The organism is Streptomyces sp. NPDC037242, from assembly GCF_055604165.1.
Window position 1 is genome coordinate 69,182 of sequence record NZ_JBVJUY010000018.1, and the last position, 17,777, is coordinate 86,958.

14 protein-coding genes, 2 tRNA genes and 1 pseudogene are annotated in these 17,777 nt (G+C 73.0%); 7 read left to right on the forward strand and 10 right to left on the reverse strand.

From position 1 onward, the window contains the following. Positions 1 to 36: 36 nt before the first annotated feature. Positions 37 to 110 (forward strand) — tRNA-Lys (locus tag ACZ7GJ_RS22030). An 84-nt stretch (positions 111 to 194) separates the two neighbouring features. On the opposite strand, the gene ACZ7GJ_RS22035 is transcribed toward ACZ7GJ_RS22030, so the two are convergent. Beyond that, positions 195 to 953: an IclR family transcriptional regulator gene (locus tag ACZ7GJ_RS22035; protein ID WP_470753967.1), complete on the reverse strand. Its 759-nt coding sequence runs from the start codon at positions 951 to 953 to the stop codon at positions 195 to 197. Positions 954 to 1,203: 250 nt separating this feature from the next. Here ACZ7GJ_RS22035 and ACZ7GJ_RS22040 point away from each other — a divergent pair, with 250 nt between their 5' ends. Next, positions 1,204 to 2,337 (forward strand): LLM class flavin-dependent oxidoreductase, encoded by a 1,134-nt coding sequence (locus ACZ7GJ_RS22040; RefSeq protein WP_470753968.1) that lies wholly within the window; start codon positions 1,204 to 1,206, stop codon positions 2,335 to 2,337. 254 nt (positions 2,338 to 2,591) lie between these two features. Continuing rightward, on the forward strand, positions 2,592 to 4,286 hold the full coding sequence (locus tag ACZ7GJ_RS22045; RefSeq protein ID WP_470753970.1) for a glycosyl hydrolase family 18 protein: 1,695 nt from the start codon (positions 2,592 to 2,594) through the stop codon (positions 4,284 to 4,286). Between the two features lie 73 nt (positions 4,287 to 4,359). Here ACZ7GJ_RS22045 and ACZ7GJ_RS22050 read toward each other — a convergent pair whose 3' ends face one another. Next, positions 4,360 to 6,192, reverse strand: coding sequence for a putative bifunctional diguanylate cyclase/phosphodiesterase (locus ACZ7GJ_RS22050; RefSeq protein ID WP_470753972.1), 1,833 nt, complete (start codon positions 6,190 to 6,192; stop codon positions 4,360 to 4,362). 356 nt (positions 6,193 to 6,548) lie between these two features. Between ACZ7GJ_RS22050 and ACZ7GJ_RS22055 the strand changes: the two genes are divergently transcribed. Next, on the forward strand, positions 6,549 to 7,784 hold the full coding sequence (locus tag ACZ7GJ_RS22055; RefSeq protein WP_470753973.1) for a M6 family metalloprotease domain-containing protein: 1,236 nt from the start codon (positions 6,549 to 6,551) through the stop codon (positions 7,782 to 7,784). Positions 7,785 to 7,858: 74 nt separating this feature from the next. Here the strand turns inward: ACZ7GJ_RS22055 and ACZ7GJ_RS22060 are convergent. The 7 genes and pseudogenes from ACZ7GJ_RS22060 to ACZ7GJ_RS22090 form a co-directional block, all read right to left on the reverse strand. Next, a tRNA-Lys gene (locus ACZ7GJ_RS22060) sits at positions 7,859 to 7,932 on the reverse strand. Beyond that, a pseudogene (locus ACZ7GJ_RS22065) lies at positions 7,894 to 8,515 on the reverse strand (bifunctional DNA primase/polymerase). The gene ACZ7GJ_RS22060 and the pseudogene ACZ7GJ_RS22065 overlap by 39 nt, the downstream one beginning before the upstream one ends. Positions 8,516 to 8,634: 119 nt before the next feature. Next, positions 8,635 to 8,982: a hypothetical protein gene (locus ACZ7GJ_RS22070; protein ID WP_470753974.1), complete on the reverse strand. Its 348-nt coding sequence runs from the start codon at positions 8,980 to 8,982 to the stop codon at positions 8,635 to 8,637. Between the two features lie 155 nt (positions 8,983 to 9,137). Further along, entirely contained in the window at positions 9,138 to 10,469 is a 1,332-nt protein-coding gene (locus ACZ7GJ_RS22075) for an AAA domain-containing protein (protein ID WP_470753976.1), read from the reverse strand. After that, positions 10,466 to 12,040 carry a hypothetical protein gene (locus ACZ7GJ_RS22080; protein WP_470753977.1) on the reverse strand — a complete coding sequence of 525 codons (1,575 nt, stop codon included), beginning with the start codon at positions 12,038 to 12,040 and terminating at the stop codon, positions 10,466 to 10,468. Before ACZ7GJ_RS22080 ends, ACZ7GJ_RS22075 begins: the two co-directional genes overlap by 4 nt. Further along, positions 12,028 to 13,221, reverse strand: a complete 1,194-nt coding sequence (locus ACZ7GJ_RS22085; protein WP_470753979.1) for a hypothetical protein — start codon at positions 13,219 to 13,221, stop codon at positions 12,028 to 12,030. The genes ACZ7GJ_RS22080 and ACZ7GJ_RS22085 overlap by 13 nt, the downstream gene beginning before the upstream one ends. Further along, positions 13,151 to 13,996 carry a phosphatase PAP2 family protein gene (locus tag ACZ7GJ_RS22090; RefSeq protein ID WP_470753980.1) on the reverse strand — a complete coding sequence of 282 codons (846 nt, stop codon included), beginning with the start codon at positions 13,994 to 13,996 and terminating at the stop codon, positions 13,151 to 13,153. The genes ACZ7GJ_RS22085 and ACZ7GJ_RS22090 overlap by 71 nt, the downstream gene beginning before the upstream one ends. 155 nt (positions 13,997 to 14,151) lie before the next feature. Between ACZ7GJ_RS22090 and ACZ7GJ_RS22095 the strand changes: the two genes are divergently transcribed. Continuing rightward, complete coding sequence (locus ACZ7GJ_RS22095; RefSeq protein ID WP_470753981.1) at positions 14,152 to 14,748, forward strand: histidine phosphatase family protein; 597 nt, start codon at positions 14,152 to 14,154, stop codon at positions 14,746 to 14,748. 13 nt (positions 14,749 to 14,761) lie between these two features. Here ACZ7GJ_RS22095 and ACZ7GJ_RS22100 read toward each other — a convergent pair whose 3' ends face one another. After that, positions 14,762 to 16,120, reverse strand: coding sequence for a tetratricopeptide repeat protein (locus tag ACZ7GJ_RS22100; RefSeq protein ID WP_470753983.1), 1,359 nt, complete (start codon positions 16,118 to 16,120; stop codon positions 14,762 to 14,764). Between the two features lie 344 nt (positions 16,121 to 16,464). Between ACZ7GJ_RS22100 and ACZ7GJ_RS22105 the strand changes: the two genes are divergently transcribed. Next, positions 16,465 to 16,851 (forward strand): hypothetical protein, encoded by a 387-nt coding sequence (locus ACZ7GJ_RS22105; protein ID WP_365926696.1) that lies wholly within the window; start codon positions 16,465 to 16,467, stop codon positions 16,849 to 16,851. Between the two features lie 43 nt (positions 16,852 to 16,894). Beyond that, positions 16,895 to 17,770, forward strand: coding sequence for a spermidine synthase (locus ACZ7GJ_RS22110; protein WP_470753985.1), 876 nt, complete (start codon positions 16,895 to 16,897; stop codon positions 17,768 to 17,770). The last annotated feature ends 7 nt before the right edge of the window (positions 17,771 to 17,777 follow it).

The window sequence follows — 17,777 nt, forward strand, 5'->3', positions numbered from 1 at the left end:
CCCCGGATGACCAGGTAGTATTTTCTCTGTCAGCAGGCGCCGCTAGCTCAGTTGGTTAGAGCAGCTGACTCTTAATCAGCGGGTCCGGGGTTCGAGTCCCTGGCGGCGCACCTGTCCTTCGGGCGGTTTCCGGTTCACCGGGAACCGCCCGAAGTGTTTTCCGGGCCTCCCCGTCCGGCCGGGCGCCGCAGGGGTCACAGGGTGAGCGACAGCAGCAGTGGTGCGGCCTTGCGGTTCAGGGTGTCGGCCGCGGCCCGCAGCCGGTGGGCATGCTCGACCGGCAGCGACAGGGCCAGGCAGCCGACCGAGGAGCCGGCGGTGATCGGGACGGCCGCGCAGACGGTGCCCACCGCGTACTCCTGGAGGTCCAGCATCGGCACCGTGGCGGGCTGGCTGTCCAGCTTCGAGAAGAGGATCCGCTCGTTGACGATCGTCTTCGACGTCAGCCGGGCGATCTTGTGGCGGGACAGGTGGTCGCGCCGCCCGTTCAGGTCGAGCTGGGTCAGCAGGCACTTGCCGACCGCGCTGGCGTGCGCAGCAGAGCGGAAGTCGACCCACTCGTGCACCTTCGGAGTGCGGGGGCTGTCCGCGAACTGCGTGATCCGGACCTCGCCGTCCACGTACCGGCTGATGTAGACCGCCGCACCCACCGAGTCCCGCAGCCGGTCCAGGGTCTCCTGCAGCTTGCTCTGCAGGGCCGTCTGCCGGTCCACTCCGGAGCCGAGCAGCACCAGGGAGTCGCCTATCGCGTAGGCGCCGTCCGACACCTGGAGCACGTACCCCTCCCGGCGCAGCATGAGGAGCATCGGCGCGAGATGGACCGCGGGCAGGCCGGTCTCTCGTGCGATCTGTACATCGGTCACGCCGCCGGTATGGCGGGCGACCGTTTCGAGTACGCGCAGGGCGTACTGCACCGAGTGGAACGGCGCGGTCGGCTCGGGCTTCAGCGCCACGGTTTCCCCCTAGCAGGTTGTTACCGCTTGCCCTACCACGATAGCCATCAAGAGGCCCACGTGGAGCGCCTGTTGATGAGATTGATGGCTCAATCATGTCCCCCTGCCTGGATCTACCCGCCTGGCATATGCCATGGTCACGCGCGTTGTCCCGGAGCGCCGGGAATGCCGGGCCGCCGTCGAGAGTTCGAAATCTTCGTACGGACGTGTACGGATGTCGTACGAACGGCACAACGAGGCGGGAGCGACGATGAGTGACACCGGGGACGCACAGCAGCAGGGGAGTCGCGGCGGGCGCCGCCCGGACCAGGGCGGCATCCGGGGCACGGCCCTCGGCCGGGCCCCGGTACCCCTGTCCGTCCTCGACCTCGTCACCGTCGGCGCGGGCAGCACGGCCCACGCCTCGCTGCGCACCAGCGTGGAGATCGCGAAGCTCGCCGAGTCCCGCGGCTACCACCGCCACTGGGTCGCCGAGCACCACTCGATGCCCGGGGTCGCCAGTTCCTCCCCGGCCGTGATCCTGGCCCACCTGGCCGCGCACACCTCCCGGATCCGGCTCGGCTCGGGCGGGGTCATGCTGCCCAACCACGCCGCGCTCGCCATCGCCGAGCAGTTCGGCACCCTGGAGGCGCTCGCGCCGGGGCGGATCGACCTCGGGCTCGGGCGGGCGCCGGGTACCGACGGGCGCACGGCCGCCGCGCTGCGCGGGCCCGGGCGACAGGGCGACGCCCCGGACGAGTTCCCCCGCCAGCTCGCGGAGCTCACCCGGTTCCTGGACGACGACTTCCCCGACGGGCACCCCTACACCCGGGTGCACGCCGTACCGGGCCCGGTGCAGGGCCCGGCCGGACGGCCGCCGCTGTGGCTGCTCGGCTCCTCCGGGTTCAGCGCCCGGCTCGCGGGCGAGCTCGGGCTGCCCTTCGCGTACGCCCACCACTTCTCGGCAGCCGGCACCTTGCCCGCGCTCGACCTCTACCGGCAGAGCTTCCGCCCCTCGGCCGTGCTGGACGCCCCGTACGCCGTGATCGGGGTCGCGGCGCTCGCCGCCGACACCGCCGGGGCGGCCCGCGCCCAGGTGCTGACGGGCGCCCTGTCGATGCTCCGGCTGCGCACGGGGCGGCCCGGGCTGATCCCGACGCCCGAGGAGGCGGCCGCGTACCCCTTCGCCCCGGCGGAGCGGGAGTTCGTCGACGGGTGGATGGCCAACATCGTCCACGGCACCCCCGACGAGGTCCGCTCCGGACTCGACGACCTCGCGAAGCGGACAGGCGCCGACGAGCTGATGCTGACCTCGAACGCCCACAGCGGAGAAGCCCGGCTGCGCTCGTACGGGCTCGTCGCAGATGCGTACGGGATGCCGGTGGAGGCCCCCGCGGCCGGTTGACCGCGTGGAAACGCAGTTCGGCTGGTTTGTTGCCGAAACCTTGCGGGAGCATGGCTGAAGACAACCTTAAACCGCTCGTCACCCGGGGTGGCGGGCGGTTTTTGACGTGCCCTCAAGTCTCTGACGTGGGGATGTGGGCCGTGAGTGGTCTAGTCCTTCTTTGGTCCAAACCATTGACGCGGGCCTTGCGTGATCGCTATCACTTCTCCCACCTGAATCGATTGCTCTCCCCTCCCACCCCCCGGAGACAGTTCATGCACATCCGTAAACCCCTCATCGCGGCCGCCGCCACGGCCGCGCTGGCAGCCGGAGCGCTGGCCACCTTCGCGGGGCTCGGTACCGCGGCGGCCGCGGACGCCCCGGCCGCCGCCGCGGCCGGCAACGTCAAGATCGCCTACTACGACCAGTGGAGCGTGTACGGGAACGCCTTCTATCCCAAGCACCTCGATACCCGTGGGATAGCGGGCAAGCTGGACGTCATCAACTACTCGTTCGGCAACATCCACCCCACCGACCTCACCTGCTTCGAGGCGAACAAGGCGGCGGGCGACGACAACAACCCCAACGCCGGCGACGGCGCGGGCGACTCGTACGCCGATTACCAGAAGTCCTTCAGCGCCGCGGACAGCGTCAGCGGGGTCGCCGACAAGTGGGACCAGCCGATCGTCGGCGTCTTCAACCAGTTCAAGCAGCTGAAGGCCAAGTACCCGAACCTGAAGATCAACATCTCGCTGGGCGGCTGGACGTACTCGAAGTACTTCAGCGACGCGGCCAAGACCGACGCCTCCCGCAAGAAGCTCGTCTCCTCCTGCATCGACCAGTACATCAAGGGCAACCTGCCGGTCGAGGGCGGCTACGGCGGTGTCGGCAGCGCGGCCGGGATCTTCGACGGCATCGACATCGACTGGGAGTACCCGGGCTCGTCCGGCGGCCACCTCGGCAACCACTACGCCCCCGAGGACAAGCAGAACTTCACGCTCCTGCTCAAGGAGTTCCGCACCCAGCTCGACGCCCACGGCGCGGCCAACGGCGGCAAGAAGTACCTGCTGACCTCCGCGCTCCCGGCCGGCCAGGACAAGATCAAGTACATCGAGACGGACAAGATCGGCGCGTACCTCGACTACGCGAACATCATGACGTACGACATGCACGGCGCCTGGGACTCCGACGGGCCGACGTACCACCAGTCCCCGCTGCTGCCCTCCTCCGCCGACCCGACCGACCCGATCGCGCCGGGCAGCGAGAAGTACAGCATCAAGAACGCCATCGACTCCTGGATCGACGGCAACGCGGCCTACGGGATCGCGGGCGGCTTCCCCGCCAACAAGCTGACCCTGGGCTACGAGTTCTACTACCGCGGCTGGAAGGGCGTGCAGGCCGGCGCCACCAACGGCCTCGCCCAGCCGGCGAGCCAGGCCTCCGGGGCCCGGCCGACCAGCCAGCAGGCCGGCATCGCGCTGTACAAGGAGCTCGGCGGGATCGTCGACAGCCCGGCGAACACCTTCTGGGACGACCAGGCCAAGGCCTCGTACTTCTTCAAGGACGGCGAGTTCTTCACCGGCCTGAACCAGCGGTCCATCCAGGCCCGCGTCGACTACGGCAAGCAGCGCGGCCTGGCCGGCGCGATGATGTACTCCCTGCTCGGTCTGGACGCCAACACCACCCTGCTGAACCAGATCTCGGACGCCCTCGGCGGGACCACGCAGCCGCCCACCACCCCGCCCACGACGCCTCCGACGACGCCGCCCACCACGCCTCCGACCACGCCCCCGACGACGCCGCCCACCACGGGCTGCACCGCCGCGGCCTACGTCGCGGGCACCATCTACACCGGTGGCAGCGAGGTCTCGTACAACGGCCGCAAGTGGAAGGCCCAGTGGTGGACGCAGAACGAGGTGCCCGGCACCACCGGTGAATGGGGTGTCTGGAAGGACCTCGGCGCCTGCTGATCCCCCCACCCCGCGCCGAGCGCCGGCCGCCCCCGCCTCCTCCCCAGGGGGGCGGGGGCGGCCGTGCGCCGCGTCACGGGAGGGTGCCGGGCCGGTCGGCGATCATCTCGGCGATCCGCTCCGGGGCCACCGCGCGCGAGTACAGCCAGCCCTGCCCGGTGTCGCAGCCGACGCGGCGCAGCCGGGCCGCCTGGCCGGCGGTCTCCACGCACTCCGCCGTCACCGTCAGGCCCAGCCGGTGCGCGAGCTGGACCAGCGCCTCCACGATGGTCTCGTCGGCCGGGTTCGGGTGGGTGCCCTCCTCGTAGCGGAAGCCCCGGACGAAGGAGCCGTCCAGCTTCAGCACCGACACCGGCAGCCGGCTGAGGTAGGCGAGGTTGGAGTACCCGGTGCCGAAGTCGTCGATGGCGATCCGCACCCCCATGTCGCTCAGTGCCTGGAGGGCCTGGAGCGGCCGCCCGGCCGAGCCCATCACCGCCGACTCCGTCAGCTCCAATTGCAGGAGCTGCGGCGCCAGTCCGGTGTCGGCCAGGATCTCCGCGACGTCGCCGACCAGGTCGGAGTCCCACACCTGGCGCACCGCCACGTTGACGGACACGAAGACGGGGGAGTCGCTGGGCTGCTCGATCTGCCAGCGCCTGGCCTGTCGGCAGGCGGTCTGCAGCACCCAGCGCCCCAACTGGACGATGGAGCCGTCCTCTTCCGCAATTCCGATGAACCGATTCGGCGTCAGCGTGCCGAACTGCGGGTGGTTCCAGCGCACCAGGGCCTCGACCCCGCGCACCGCCCCGCTCTCCAGATCCACCAGCGGCTGGTACTCCAGCGCGAACTCGCCCCGCTCCACGGCCGGCCGCAGCGTCGAGGACAGTGCCTGGCGCGTCATGCGGTGCGCGTTGCGCTCCGGGTCGAAGAGGGTCCAGCGGGCCTTGCCGTCCGCCTTGGCCCAGTACAGCGTCGTGTCCGCGGCCTGCATCAGCCCGGTCGCCGAGGTCCCGGCCGCGTCGCGCTCCACCACACCGATCGAGGCGGAGACCGACAGCCGCTGCCCGGCCAGGTCGAAGGGCTCCTGCAAGGCGGCCAGTACGCTGCGCGCCAGGTCCGCGAGCTGCTCGGTGCCGGTGGACTCCTCGACCAGCAGTGCGAACTCGTCGCCGCCGAGCCGGGCCACCAGGTGTCCGCCCGTGCGCCCGTACCCGGACTGGTCGGCGCACTGGGTCAGCCGGGCCGCGACCGCGGTCAGCAGCCGGTCCCCGACGCGGTGGCCGAGGGTGTCGTTGACGGCCTTGAACCCGTCGAGGTCCAGGTAGCACAGCCCGATCCGACCGGTGCCGCCGTGCTCGTACGAAGAGGCCTCCAGGGCGGTGGAGAGCCGCTCGAAGAACAGCGCCCGGTTGGGCAGCCGGGTGACGGGGTCGTGCATCTGGAGGTGCCGCAGCCGGGCCTGGAGGTCGCGCCGGTCGCTGATGTCGGCGACGGACAGCAGGACGTCACGGGTCCCCGGGACCGGCCCCACCGTCACCTCGGTCCACAGCGAGTGCCCGTCGGGGTGCTTGAGCCGGCGGGTGCAGCGCAGTCTGGCCTGGCGGCCGCGCAGGACCTCGCGGTACGCCTGCCAGGTGCGGGCCTCCGCGGCCAGGTCCACCAGGTCGGCGGCGGACTGGTCGACGAGCGCGTGCGGCTCGGTGCCGAGCAGGCCCGCGAGGGCCTGGTTGGCGGCCACGACATGGCCGTCCCGGTCGACGACGGCCATGGCGAGGTGGGCCGCGTTGAAGGCGGCCCGGTAATCGTGCAGTTCGGACTCGGATCGGACCGGAATTGCCGTTGCCGACACCGTGTTGTGACGCTCCGTAACGGCCGATCGGATGCTGTCGGCCGCCGAACCGGTTCCGTCTGGGGTTCCGCTCACCGTTGGCCCCGCATTGCTTGTGAGTGTCCGTGCAGGAAAGTGTGCCGAATCATAGAGGCTGCCGGACGGCCCTATCCAGCGGCGTCGCCGTGTGGGGCACGGCACTTCCCTGGGCTGACGCCGCGCTGACGGAACGTCGGACCGGCGCCGGGCGATCGATCCTGCGCGGCTCTGAGCACCGATGGCAGCAGCTGATCTCACGTGACCGGTAGTAACTTTCCGTAGGCATGTGCCCGAGGTGAGACGTCACCGGCTTGCCGTAGTGCTCACTCTTGTGGGGCAGCGGAACAGGGCGTTAGTAAGACAATCGCCTCAAGGTGGATGAAGAGGGTACGAATCCACCACCGGAGGTCGATGTGCCGCGACAGCAGACACCCGGGGGAGTGGACCGCTCCCGCATGCGAAGTACTGCGGCGGCGCTCACTTCCCTGACGGCGCTGGCCGCCATGTCGCTCGTCGCGGGACCCGCGGTGGCCGTCACCGGGGCCGGCCCCTGCGAGCTGGCCCGCACCTCGGCGCACCACTCCCTGGGTCTGGACACCTGGAACGCCGCCTACCCCAAACCCGAGCGCACGCTCAACGCGGTCATGGTCTTCCTCTCCTTCCCCGACCACCGGACCACGCTCACCACGCAGCAGCTGACCGGCGACTACTTCCCGGCGACCAGCGACTTCTTCGAGCGGGCCTCCTACGGTCGGTTCCGCCTGGTCCCGCACCCGCAGAAGCGGTGGATCCAGATGCCCAAGTCGTCCACCGCGTACGGGATACAGCGCGACTGGGCCCCAGGGAACCGGGCGGCCTACCTGCGCGACGCGGTCGCCGCCGCCGACCCGCAGGTGGACTTCAACCAGTACGACGTCGTGTACTTCATCGCCGACCCGGACGCGCCCGGCGTGGACTCGGACGCCACCAAGGTCGTCAACTTCGAGCGGCCGATCGTCGCGGACGGCGCGCAGCTGCGCCGGATCGTCACCGTGTTCGAGAAGCATCCGCCGGACCGGAACGTCCTGGCGCACGAGACCGGGCACGTCTTCGACCTGCCCGACCTCTACCATCGGCCGACCGACGGCAAGGGGGACTGGGACACCTACGTCGGCGACTGGGACGTCATGGGCAGCCAGTTCGGCATGGCCCCGGACCTCTTCGCCTGGCACAAGTGGAAGCTGGGCTGGCTGGACGACTCCCAGGTGGCCTGCGTGCGGTCCGGCTCCTCCCTGCACACGCTCCAGCCGCTGGCCGAGGCCCCCCGGCAGGGCGGTACGGGCGGGACCCGGCTGGCGGTGATCCGTACGGGCTCCGGCAGCGCCATCGCCATCGAGGCGCGCGGCTCCACCGGCAATGACGGGGAGACCTGTACGGAGGGCGTGCTCGTCTACCGGGTCCGCAACGAGGCCGTGTCGGGCGGCGGGCCGATCGAGGTGATGGACGCGCATCCGGACACCGAGGCCTGCTGGGAGCGGTCGGTGTACCCGCCGCTGGCGGACGCGCCGCTGGAGGTCGGGGAGAGGTTCACGGTGCCGGGCGAGCGGATCACGATCGAGGTGGCGGACCGGACCCAGTCGGGCGCGTACACGGTGAAGGTCACGACGTAGCGGCGAGGCGGCGGGAAGACAGGAGCGGGAAGACAAGAAAGGCCCCCACTCGCGTGGGGGCCTTTCTCTGTCTGTGCGCCGCCAGGGACTCGAACCCCGGACCCGCTGATTAAGAGTCAGCTGCTCTAACCAACTGAGCTAGCGGCGCCTGCCTGACGTCGTAGACATTAGCACCCGGATCGGCGATCCGAAAAATCGATATCCGCAGCTCCGGCAGCCCGGGCGGCGCGCACCAGCGACCAGAGCAGCGCCTCGGGCCCGGGCAGCCAGGGCAGTCGCGTGTCGGGGGCCACGAGCCAGCGCGACGGCCCGGGAGTCGCGGCCAGCGGGGGCACGGTGACGGCGTCGCCGTGGCCGTGGCACAGCGGCGCGGGGACGGGGGTGCCCCACTCCTCCCAGGCCAGCAGGGCCGGGAGCCGGTGGGCGGTGCCGGGGGAAGCGAACAGGAGCATCCGGCCGCGGTGCACCGCGGCCGGCCCGGAGCCGGGGCCCTCGTGCCAGAGCAGGTCGAGCATCCGGCGGCCGAGGACGAGCGGGACGTTGACGACGTCGAAGGCGGTCCCGCAGGGCAGTACCGCGGGCGCGGTGGGCCGGGCCTGCCAGGCCGCGAGGGTGCTGCCCGGGCGGGCCGAGGCGGAGGCGAGCCAGGCGGCGCCCGTCGGGGTGACGTGGGCGGCGGCGGGCGCGGCGGTGCGTACGTCGAGGGCGGGGCAGCCGGTCAGGGTCGTCATATGCCAAGGTCTACCCGCCGTAGCGTTCCGGTTTCCGGGAGTTACCGGAAACCGGGACGGCGCGGGGCGTGTTGGGGTATCTTGCGCTTCGCATATGCCATGTGTGACGTACGCCGCAGTCAGGAGGCGTCCGCTTCGCCGCCCCGCAGGAGCGACTCACCGAACTCGATCATCTTGCGGGCGTAGTCCTCGGTCCACTGGGCCTGTTCCGCGATGGCCGCCGGAGCGAGCCGGTCGAAGCGGCGCGGGTCCGCCAGTTGGGCCGCGGCCAGGGCCTGGAACTCCACGGCCCGGTCCTGGGCCGCCCGGAAGGCGACCGTCAGCTCGGTCGCGCGGGTCAGCAACTCGCGCGGGTCCTCGATCGACTCCAGGTCGAAGAAGTGCTCCGGATCGGTGACGGCCTCGGCGGGCTCGAAGAGCAGCGGTGCGGGCCGAAGCCTGCGCTCGGTCCGCTCGGGCTCTGCCATGCGTGTCCTCCTGTACGTGCTGTGCGTGCGTGCCGTGCTGTGCCTGCTGTGCTTGCTCTGCGTGCGTGCCGTGCGGGTGGATCCGTACGGCCGAGTGGGCCACCGTCCATTGTCCAATGCCGCGCAAGAGCGCACGTGGGGCCGCGGGACAGGCCCTAGAGCTGCCAGGGGACCCGGTGCTCCGCGAGGTGGGCGAGGACCGAGTGGTTCGCCTCCCAGCCGTCCGGGAACTTCACCGTCACGCCCAGTTGGACCGGTTCGGTCGAGGGGTGGTCGTCCAGGAGCTCCGCGATGCCCGCCCGGGCCACCACCACGCAGGCGTGCCGGTGCCGCGAGGCCAGCACGCACAGCCGGCCCGTCTCCAGGTGGAAGGCCGTCGCGTCCGGGCGGCCCGACAGCGGGTGCAGCACCACCGTGAGGTCGTACTCGCGGCCTTGGAGCCGGTTCGCGGTGTCCACCGTGACCCCCGTGACGCCCAGCGCCGCCAGCGCCGCGCGGACCGCCGCGGCCTGGTCGCGGTGGGCGGTGCCGACGGCGATCCGGTCGGCCGTCAGCGGGACCGGCCCCGGCGACTGCTCGTCGGTGGAGACCGCCCCGCGGTCCAGGGCCCGGCGCACCACCAGGGCCACCGCCCGTACCGCCTCCGGGTCGGTACGGGGCGTGTGCCGCGCCGGGAGCTCCAACAGCCCCCACCCCGACGCGGCGGCCTCGTCCAGCACCCGGTCCGGGCCCGAGCCGTCACCCGCGACCCCGAACCTCAGGCTCCGCTCGCCGTGGTCCGTACCGCTGCGGAACTGCGTGTACGGATAGAAGGCGCGGGAGACCAGCGGCGCGGCCGTCGCCGGCAGCCGCCACGACACCGGCAGCCGGTGCTGCGGCAGCTGCGGGTTGTGCGCCAGCAGGGTGGACACCGCCGACGCCGAAGGGTCGTAGGACAGCCCGGCCCACTGCTCCGCGCCGACCACGCTGAAGGGGTCCAGCTGCCCCGGGTCGCCCACGAACAGCGCCCGGTCGAACAGCCCGGCCACCGCCAGCAGCGCGTCCGAGCGCATCTGGTACGCCTCGTCGACGATGGCGTGCTCCCAGGGCTCGACGTCCTTGACGTAGGCCCACTTCGCCGCCGTGGAGATGGTGATCGGCAGCTCGGCGAGGTCCCCCGGCTTGGCGGAGAGCACCACCGAGGGCAGCTCGCGCAGGGCCGGGTCGTACGCGTCGCCGTCGCTGCTGTGCAGCCGGCCGACCTTGAGCTCCGGGTCCTTGTCGGCGAGCCGCAGCACCAGGTCGTCGACCTGCGCGTTGGTCTGCGCCACCACCATCAGCCGGCGTCCGGCCGCGGCCAGCTCGCGCGCGGCGCGGACCACGAGCGTGGACTTGCCCGCGCCGGGCGGGGAGTCGACGACCACGCCCCGCTCGGTGCCGTGCAGGGTGTCGCGCAGGATGGCGGCGGTCGCCTCGGCGGCGGCCGCGCCGGGGTCGAAGGCGGTCACAGCAGGTCCTCGTCGGTCACGGCGTCGGGCAGGGGTACGGCGCTCAGGTGCCCGGGGGGCCCGCCGTGCGTCCACGGGGTGTGCTCCGGGTCCGGCAGCTTCGGGCCGCCCCGCGCGTCGTGCTCGAAGAGCGTCCAGCAGACCCGGTCGCCCTTCTCCGGCACCGAGCCCTCGACCGGCTCCCGGCCCGCGCCCATCTTGTCGAGCACGCGCAGCACCAACTGCCCGTCCTCCTCGCGGCGGACGAACTCGAAGGCCTGCTGGCGCCCGTCCAGCGAGCGGAACACCTTCCCGCCGCCTGCGTCCGCCAGTTGGGGCCGGTCCTCGGTGGCCACCGTCACCAGCGGCCGCGGGCGCGGCCGCTTCGCCTCCGTCCACTCCATGACCACCTCGGTGACCTCGCCCGCGAAGGCCTCGCCCGCGTGGCGCCGGCCCGCCATGACGAGCGGATCGTCCAGCGCCTCCTGCGCGTCGAGGCGTACCTGCTCGGTCTCGCGCGTGGCCAGCTTCTGCGCCGCCGTCACCGCGTCGTCCCGGCGCGGCTGCGGCGGTTCGCCCGCGCGGACGCGGTCCCGGTGGCCGGTGAAGGACCACCGGTCGCGGGTCCAGCGCTCCTCGGTCCGCTCGCCGGGCGGCAGGGAGCGCAGCAGGTCGACCGCCTCCCAGGTCTGCCGCCAGGTGTCGCGCATCTGCTCCGCGACGAGGGTGTGGACCGCCCGTTCGGCGAGCCGCGCCTGGGCGCCGTCGCGGGTCCCGCCCGCCGCCCGGGCCGCGTCGAACCGGGCGATGGCCGGGGCCAGCAGCTTGTTGTCGAAGGCCGGGTCGGTGGCCGGACCGGCCGGCGGGTGGAGCAACTGGCCGCTGCCGTCCCGCGCGAGCTCCACGCGCAGCGCCCACTCGGCGCCCGAGGCGCCCTCGGGCGGGTCGATCCAGCCCAGCAGCGCGCCGAGGTGCTGGTCCTCCAGGTTGCTCTGGCCGGTCGCCCAGTGCCGCCCGAGCAGCTCAGTGGCGGACAGCAGCATGGAGGAGCCGGGCACCCGGGAACGCTCGGAGAGGTGGGTGAACCATCGCCCCAGCAGCGGGACCTGGGCGGGCGCCGGGTAGGGGTTCTCGGGATCCTCCTCGGCCGTCCGCCGGAACCGCATCGACCGCCCGAGCAGGCGCACGTACTCGATGCCCGCGCGGCTCGGCACGATGATCTGCGGCGCGTCCACGCACAGCTCGGCCTCGACCTTGACCTTCTTGCCGCTCTCCGGGTCGGTCTCGGTCCGCTCGGCCGGCTCCACGACGTCCGCGTACGAGTCCAGGTACGGCACGACCTGCGCCGCCAGTTCGGCCAGGAACCCCCAGCGCAGGTCCCGGTCGCGGGGCTGCGGTATGACGAGGATCCGCGGTTCGTCCCGGTCGGTGCCCAGCATCGCGCCGAGCGGAGCCCCCGCCTCACCGGCCGTGGTCAGCGGTACGAGGACCAGCGGGCGCTCGCTCAGATGGCGGTGCCGTACGGTCGCGAGCGGCTGGGCTCGGCCCGCGCGGACCGCCTCCAGCCGGGCCAGGGTGCTCAGCAGGGGCATTCGGGGCCCTCCGGGGCGTGGTGCGGCGGCCGGGCGGCGGCCAGGTCCAGGGCTTCGGCGCGCAGCCGGGCCGCCCGGTGCAGCGCGGCCGCGGTCGGATCCCCGGCGGGGCCCTCGGCGGAGCACGGCCCGCCGGCCGCGGCGGCGAGGGCCGCCTCGACGGTGGTCAGCCCGCCCAGCTCGCCCCGTACGGAACGGCCCAGCGCGGCCGGATCCCCCGCGGCGCGGGACCGCTCCCGGCAGTGGAAGGCCAGCTCGCAGGCGGCCAGGCACTCGGGGGCGTACGCGGCGGCGATGGCGGACACGGCCTCGGTCAGCTCCGCGGCGGGCCGCGCCGGGTCGAAGCTCAGCCCCTCGGGCAGCTCCGCGGCCAGCTCCTCGACCAGGGCGAGGCGCTCCAGCTGGCGGCGGGTCACGGCGCGCTCCCGGCGGACGTCGACGGGCGCGGCGGTGGGCACGTTGGAGAAGTCCTTGGGGCAGACCAGCAGCGCCGTGTGCCCGACCTCGGCGCCGGCCAGCTTCCCGGCGGTCGTCTCCAGGGCCAGCACGTACACGGCGGCCTGGCGTGCGGCGGCGCCCACCTTCGCGGCGTCGGCGGCCCCGTCGATCATCGGGAAGGACTTGATCTCCACGACGGTCCAGCGGCCGCCGGGGTGCACCACGACGGCGTCCGGCTCCAGGTAGGCGGGCGTGCCCGCCACCTCCAGGGCCAGCATCGGGTGGTCGAGCAGGGTCCAGCCGCCGGCCGCGGTGGCCTCGCGCAGCGCGAGCGCGGTGCGGGCGGCGCGGCCCTCGGGTCCGGCGGCGGTGAGGTCGGGGACCCGGGCGTCGGGCCCGGGCGGCTCGGCTCCGGCGCCGAGGTGCTCGTACACCAGGCGCAGCAGCTCGGCGCCGCCGTCGCCCTTGACCTTGGCCTCGAAGGAGTTCCCGCGCACGATGGCGAACTGCGACTGCCCGAAGGCGGCCGGTGAGCCGAGGGCTGCGGCCAGGGCGGTCTTGTCCACGCCCGCTCCGTCGAGCAGGGCGCGTCTGCCGCAGCCGGGGTTGGCGGCGAGCGCCGCCAGCGCGCGGGCGTCGAGCGGGCGCGGGGGCACGGCGGGGCCGCGCAGCTCAGCGAGCCGCTGCCGGAGCGTCGTCTGCGGAGTTCTCTGCTGCGGGCCGCTGGGCGGGTAGGAGCTCACCCGCGGAAGTGTCCCATCCGCCACTGACAATCGTGGACTTACCGCGGAAACCGCCTGCTCGTGCAGACAGCGCGGTCGCGACGAGGTAGCCGATGCCCATCACGGCGGCCCCGGCGGCGGCGTCGAGGAAGTAGTGGTTGGCCGTGCCCATGACCACGAGGGTGGTGGCGGTGGGGTAGGCGACGGCGAAGGCCCGCGTCAGCGGGTGGCGTCCGTGGCGCCAGAGCACGATCCCGCACCACAGGGCCCAGCCGACGTGCAGGCTCGGCATGGCGGCGAACTGGTTGGTGAAGGAGCCGAGCCCGCGCGGGGCGCTGGCCTCGGCGCCCCACCAGCCGTAGTCGCTGAAGCGGGCCATGGTGTCGACGAACCCGTACGCGGGGTCGAGCAGCCGGGGCGGGCAGGTGGGCATCAGGGCGAAGCCGACGAGCCCGAGGAGGGTGGAGGCCATCAGCCAGCTGCGGGCCGCGCGGTACTGCCGCGGGCGGCGGCGGTAGAGCCAGACCAGTACGGCCGGGGTGATCAGGTAGTGCAGCGAGGCGTACATGAAGTCGGCGGGTATGCCCAGCGAGCCGTGGTGGGTGAACAGCCGGTTGAGGGGCCGTTCGAAGTCGATCCGCAGGAGTTCCTCGGCGCGCAGGATCGCCAGTCCGTGTTCGACGGCGAGTCCGGTGTCGCCCCGGGCGAGGAGTCTGCCACCCGAGTACGCGCCGTAGACGAGTCCCAGGAGGAGCAGTTCGGCCCACCATCGAGGGGGCAGCTGCCGATTAGTCATACAACGTAAGACGTGTGTAAGGCGGGGGAGGTTGCCCGGCGTTCATGTGGTGGATGATGGGTGGACGACAGAATCGCCGCAAAGGCGTGCGAATCCGCACAAACCCGCTCATGCACACCAGCTCATGAAAACCCTATGGACCGGGAGAAACTCATATGGCCCCCCGCATCCTCCTGGCCCGGCACGGCCAGACGGCGTGGTCCCAGCTCGGCAAGCACACCGGACGCACGGACGTGCCCCTGCTGGAGGAGGGCAGGAGGGGAGCGAAGCTGCTCGGCGAACGCCTCGCCCGCGACCCGTGGAAGAGCCTGCGCGGCCTGGAGGTCCGCACCAGCCCCCTGGTGCGCGCGAGCGAGAGCTGCGACCTGGCCGGCTTCGGACTGCAGGCCGAGCCCTGGGACACGCTCATGGAGTGGGACTACGGCGACTACGAGGGCATGACCCCGGCCGAGATCCAGGCGGTCCGGCCCGGCTGGCTGATCTGGCGCGACGGGGTCCCGGGCGGCGAGTCCGTCGCCGACATCTCCGCCCGCGCGGACGAGGTGGTCACCTGGGCCCGCTCGGCGGAACGCGACGTCCTGATCTTCGCCCACGGCCACGTCCTGCGCACCCTGGCCGCGCGCTGGCTCGGCTTCGACGCCTCCTTCGGCGCCCGCATCCGCCTGGACCCGACCTCGCTGTCGGTCCTGGGCTGGGCGTACGGGGCCCCCGCGCTGGAGCGCTGGAACGACACGGGGCACCTGGACGGCTAGGGGGTCGGCGGGGTCAGACGGCCGCGTGGCGGGTCAGGAAGGCGCCCACGCGCGGGGACCGCTGGTGGGGTACCAGGGCCCGGGCCGTCTCCGCCAGCATGGACCGGATCCGGGTGGACTGGACCTCGGCGAGCAGGTCCAGCACCCGGCCTCCCGCCCAGGCGCCTTCGTCGGGGGCGCCGGCGCGGGCCAGGTCGTCGGCGAGCTCGGCGGTGTAGAAGGCCACGTTCCGGGCGAAGTGCGGGTCCTGGAGGTCCGCGGCCCTGCGGGCGTGCCGGGCCGCGCGGGCGTGCTCCCCGAGCGCCGCCCAGCACCGGGACTCCAGGGACTCCAGCTCGGCCTCCCCGAAGAAGGACATCCACTCCGGGTCGGCGCCCGTCGCCCCGCGGGAGAACTCGGTGTGCGCCCGGGCCAGCGCCTCCTCGCAGGCCTTGCGGTCGGCCAGCCCCGCCCAGCCGCCCGCCTCGCGCAGGGCCAGCAGGGAGAGCAGCCGCGGGGAGCCCAGCGAGCGCGCGGCGCGGCGGCCCGCCTGGGCCGCCCGTACCGACTCGCGCGGACGCCCGCAGTCCCGGGCCAGGAAGGCCATGTTGCTGAAGGCGTGCGCCTCCAGGCCGGCGTTGCCGGAGACCCGGGCCGTGGCCAGCGCTTCCGAGTAGTGCGAGCGCGCGTCCTCGAAGCGGCCGGAGTCGTGCGCGAGCCAGCCCACCGAGATGGCCAGCTCGCCCGCGCCGGCGTGCAGCCGGTCCTCGGTGGACTGCCGGGTGGCCCCCGCGTCGAGCAACGCGTAGGCGGTGCGCAGGGGTTCCGCGGCCCGCCGGTACAGCGCGTCGGCCCCGTGCCGGTCGTCCAGCAGCCGGATCTGGCGTACGGCGTCCTCGACCGCGGCGGCCTCGGAGTCGCCGGCGCGGGAGGGCATCCGGCGGGTGTCGCCGAGCAGGGTGAGGCCGAGCGTCGCGGCCGCCACGGTCGCGGAGCCGCCCGCCATGAACGCGCGACGCAGCACGTCGCTCTCCTTGGGGCGGGAACCGGAGTCCGCAGCGGAACCGCAACGGACGCCGGGGCGTTGGGTGAAGGGGGAGAACGGGGAGGGGGCGCCCTGGTGCGCCGAGCGTCCGCGGACGCTCTCGCGCGGGGGGAATCCGAGGTCGGCCAGGGTGCGGCCGGGGAACATGTGCAGGAAGACCCGCTCGTAGGCGTAGTTGGGGCAGCGGATCTCCCCGGACTCGACCCGGCCGATGTAGCGGGCGTCGCAGGAAACCGTTTCGCCGATCTCCTTGGCCGCCCGGCGAACCAGGGCGGCGAACTCGGCGGGGGAGTGCTGTCCGCGCAGCCGACGGAAGGAGGAGTTGGGTGAGTGGGGGAACGCCGCCATGGACGTGGCCTCTCTGGTACATCTCTGGCAAGGAACGCACTGCCGGTGACTGTGACCCGCTGACTCCGGCTTCTCCGACCCGACTCTGTCCGTGGTGTGTGACGGGGCGGTGTCGCTGAGGTCCGGCGCGCATGAACGTACCGCCAGTGACGGGGGGTTCATGCCGTGTTTGGCTACAAAACGGATATCTCACCCGCGATCCGCCATGAACTGCCATCCTTTGCAGCGTCTCGCCGCCGCACCCGTTGACGTTTCCGCGCGTTGAACCCATGCGGAGTGGGAGGTGGCTCCCCGCTCCCGGCTCGTATGCGGATCGAGGAGGGGTTCCCTTGGTGGAGGGCGGCATGGAGAGCATCGGAACGAACACCGCGCCCGACGGGGAGCCGGACCTGGTGACCGTGCCCACCCGCCAGGGACTGGAGGCCGTGGACATCATCCGCCGGGCCGCCAGCCAGGCCGGCGGGGTCGGCCCGGTGCTGCACGACGGATCGGGCGACACCCTCGGCTTCCTCGTCCCGCCCGGCACCGCCGATGCCTGGGACCTGCCCGGCAGCGCCTGTACGCAGACCGACGGGCGCGGGATGCGCTTCGGCGACTGCTCGCCCTCCGCGGGCGCCGCCGCCTGGCTGCTGCCCCCGGAGGCCGTCGGGCCGGTCACCGACCCGGAGGTGCTGCGCGCCGCGCTCGGCGAGGCCGCCCGACTGATCGAGGCCGCCGACAACTGCCGCTGACGACCCTCGCTGACAACCCCCGCTGACCAGGCACAATGGGAAGGTGGCGAGCAAGGGCAGAGGCAAGCAGCAGCGCGGGCGCACCGTCCCCGAGGCGGTCTCGGGGCAGGTGGACGGCGGCCTGGCCGAGCTGGCGCCCGACCGGGAGCGCGCGGGTGCCTGGACCCTGCTGATCGACGGGGCCCCGCAGTCCCATGTGGACCTGGACGACCCCGGGTACCTGGACTTCGCGTACCAGCGGCGCATCGGCCACCTGATCGACCTCGTCGCCCCCGCCCGGCAGCCCCTGAACGTGGTGCACCTGGGCGGCGGCGCCTTCACCCTCGCCCGCTACACGGCGGCCGGCCGGCCGCGCTCCACCCAGCAGATCGTCGAGATCGACGCCGGGCTCGTGGCCTTCGTACGGGAACACCTGCCGCTGGACCCGCAGGCGCGGGTCCGCGTCCGGGCGGTCGACGCCCGGGCCGGGCTCGCCAAGATCCCGGACGGCTGGGCCGACCTGGTCATCGCGGACGTGTTCGACGGCGCCCGCACCCCGGCCCACCTGACCAGCACCGAGTTCCTGGACGACGTACGCCGGGTCCTCACGCCCACCGGCTGGTACGTGGCCAACCTCGCCGACGGTCCGCCGCTCGCCCACCTCCGGGGCCAGATCGCGACGGCCGCGTCCCGCTTCGGGTACCTGGCCGTGGCCGCCGACCCCGTCGTCTGGCGGGGGAAACGCTTCGGCAACGCCGTCATGGTCGCCGCCGACCAGGAGCTGCCCCTCGCGGAGTTCACCCGCCGCGTGGCGAGCGACCCCCACCCCGGCCGGGTGGAGCACGGCCGCCCCCTCACCGACTTCGCCGGCGGCGCCGCCCCGGTCTCGGACGCCTCCGCACAGGCCTCGCCGGAGCCCCCGCCCTCGGTCTTCCGCTGAGCCGGCG

Excerpts from the sequence above, each read along its gene's own strand:
- ACZ7GJ_RS22040 (WP_470753968.1), top strand. The coding sequence starts at position 1,204 with ATGAGTGACACCGGGGACGCACAGCAGCAGGGGAGTCGCGGCGGGCGC.
- ACZ7GJ_RS22045 (WP_470753970.1), top strand. The coding sequence starts at position 2,592 with ATGCACATCCGTAAACCCCTCATCGCGGCCGCCGCCACGGCCGCGCTG.
- ACZ7GJ_RS22070 (WP_470753974.1), bottom strand. The coding sequence starts at position 8,982 with ATGGCAGAGCCCGAGCGGACCGAGCGCAGGCTTCGGCCCGCACCGCTG.
- ACZ7GJ_RS22080 (WP_470753977.1), bottom strand. The coding sequence starts at position 12,040 with ATGCCCCTGCTGAGCACCCTGGCCCGGCTGGAGGCGGTCCGCGCGGGC.
- ACZ7GJ_RS22090 (WP_470753980.1), bottom strand. The coding sequence starts at position 13,996 with ATGACTAATCGGCAGCTGCCCCCTCGATGGTGGGCCGAACTGCTCCTC.
- ACZ7GJ_RS22095 (WP_470753981.1), top strand. The coding sequence starts at position 14,152 with ATGGCCCCCCGCATCCTCCTGGCCCGGCACGGCCAGACGGCGTGGTCC.
- ACZ7GJ_RS22100 (WP_470753983.1), bottom strand. The coding sequence starts at position 16,120 with ATGGCGGCGTTCCCCCACTCACCCAACTCCTCCTTCCGTCGGCTGCGC.
- ACZ7GJ_RS22105 (WP_365926696.1), top strand. The coding sequence starts at position 16,465 with ATGGAGAGCATCGGAACGAACACCGCGCCCGACGGGGAGCCGGACCTG.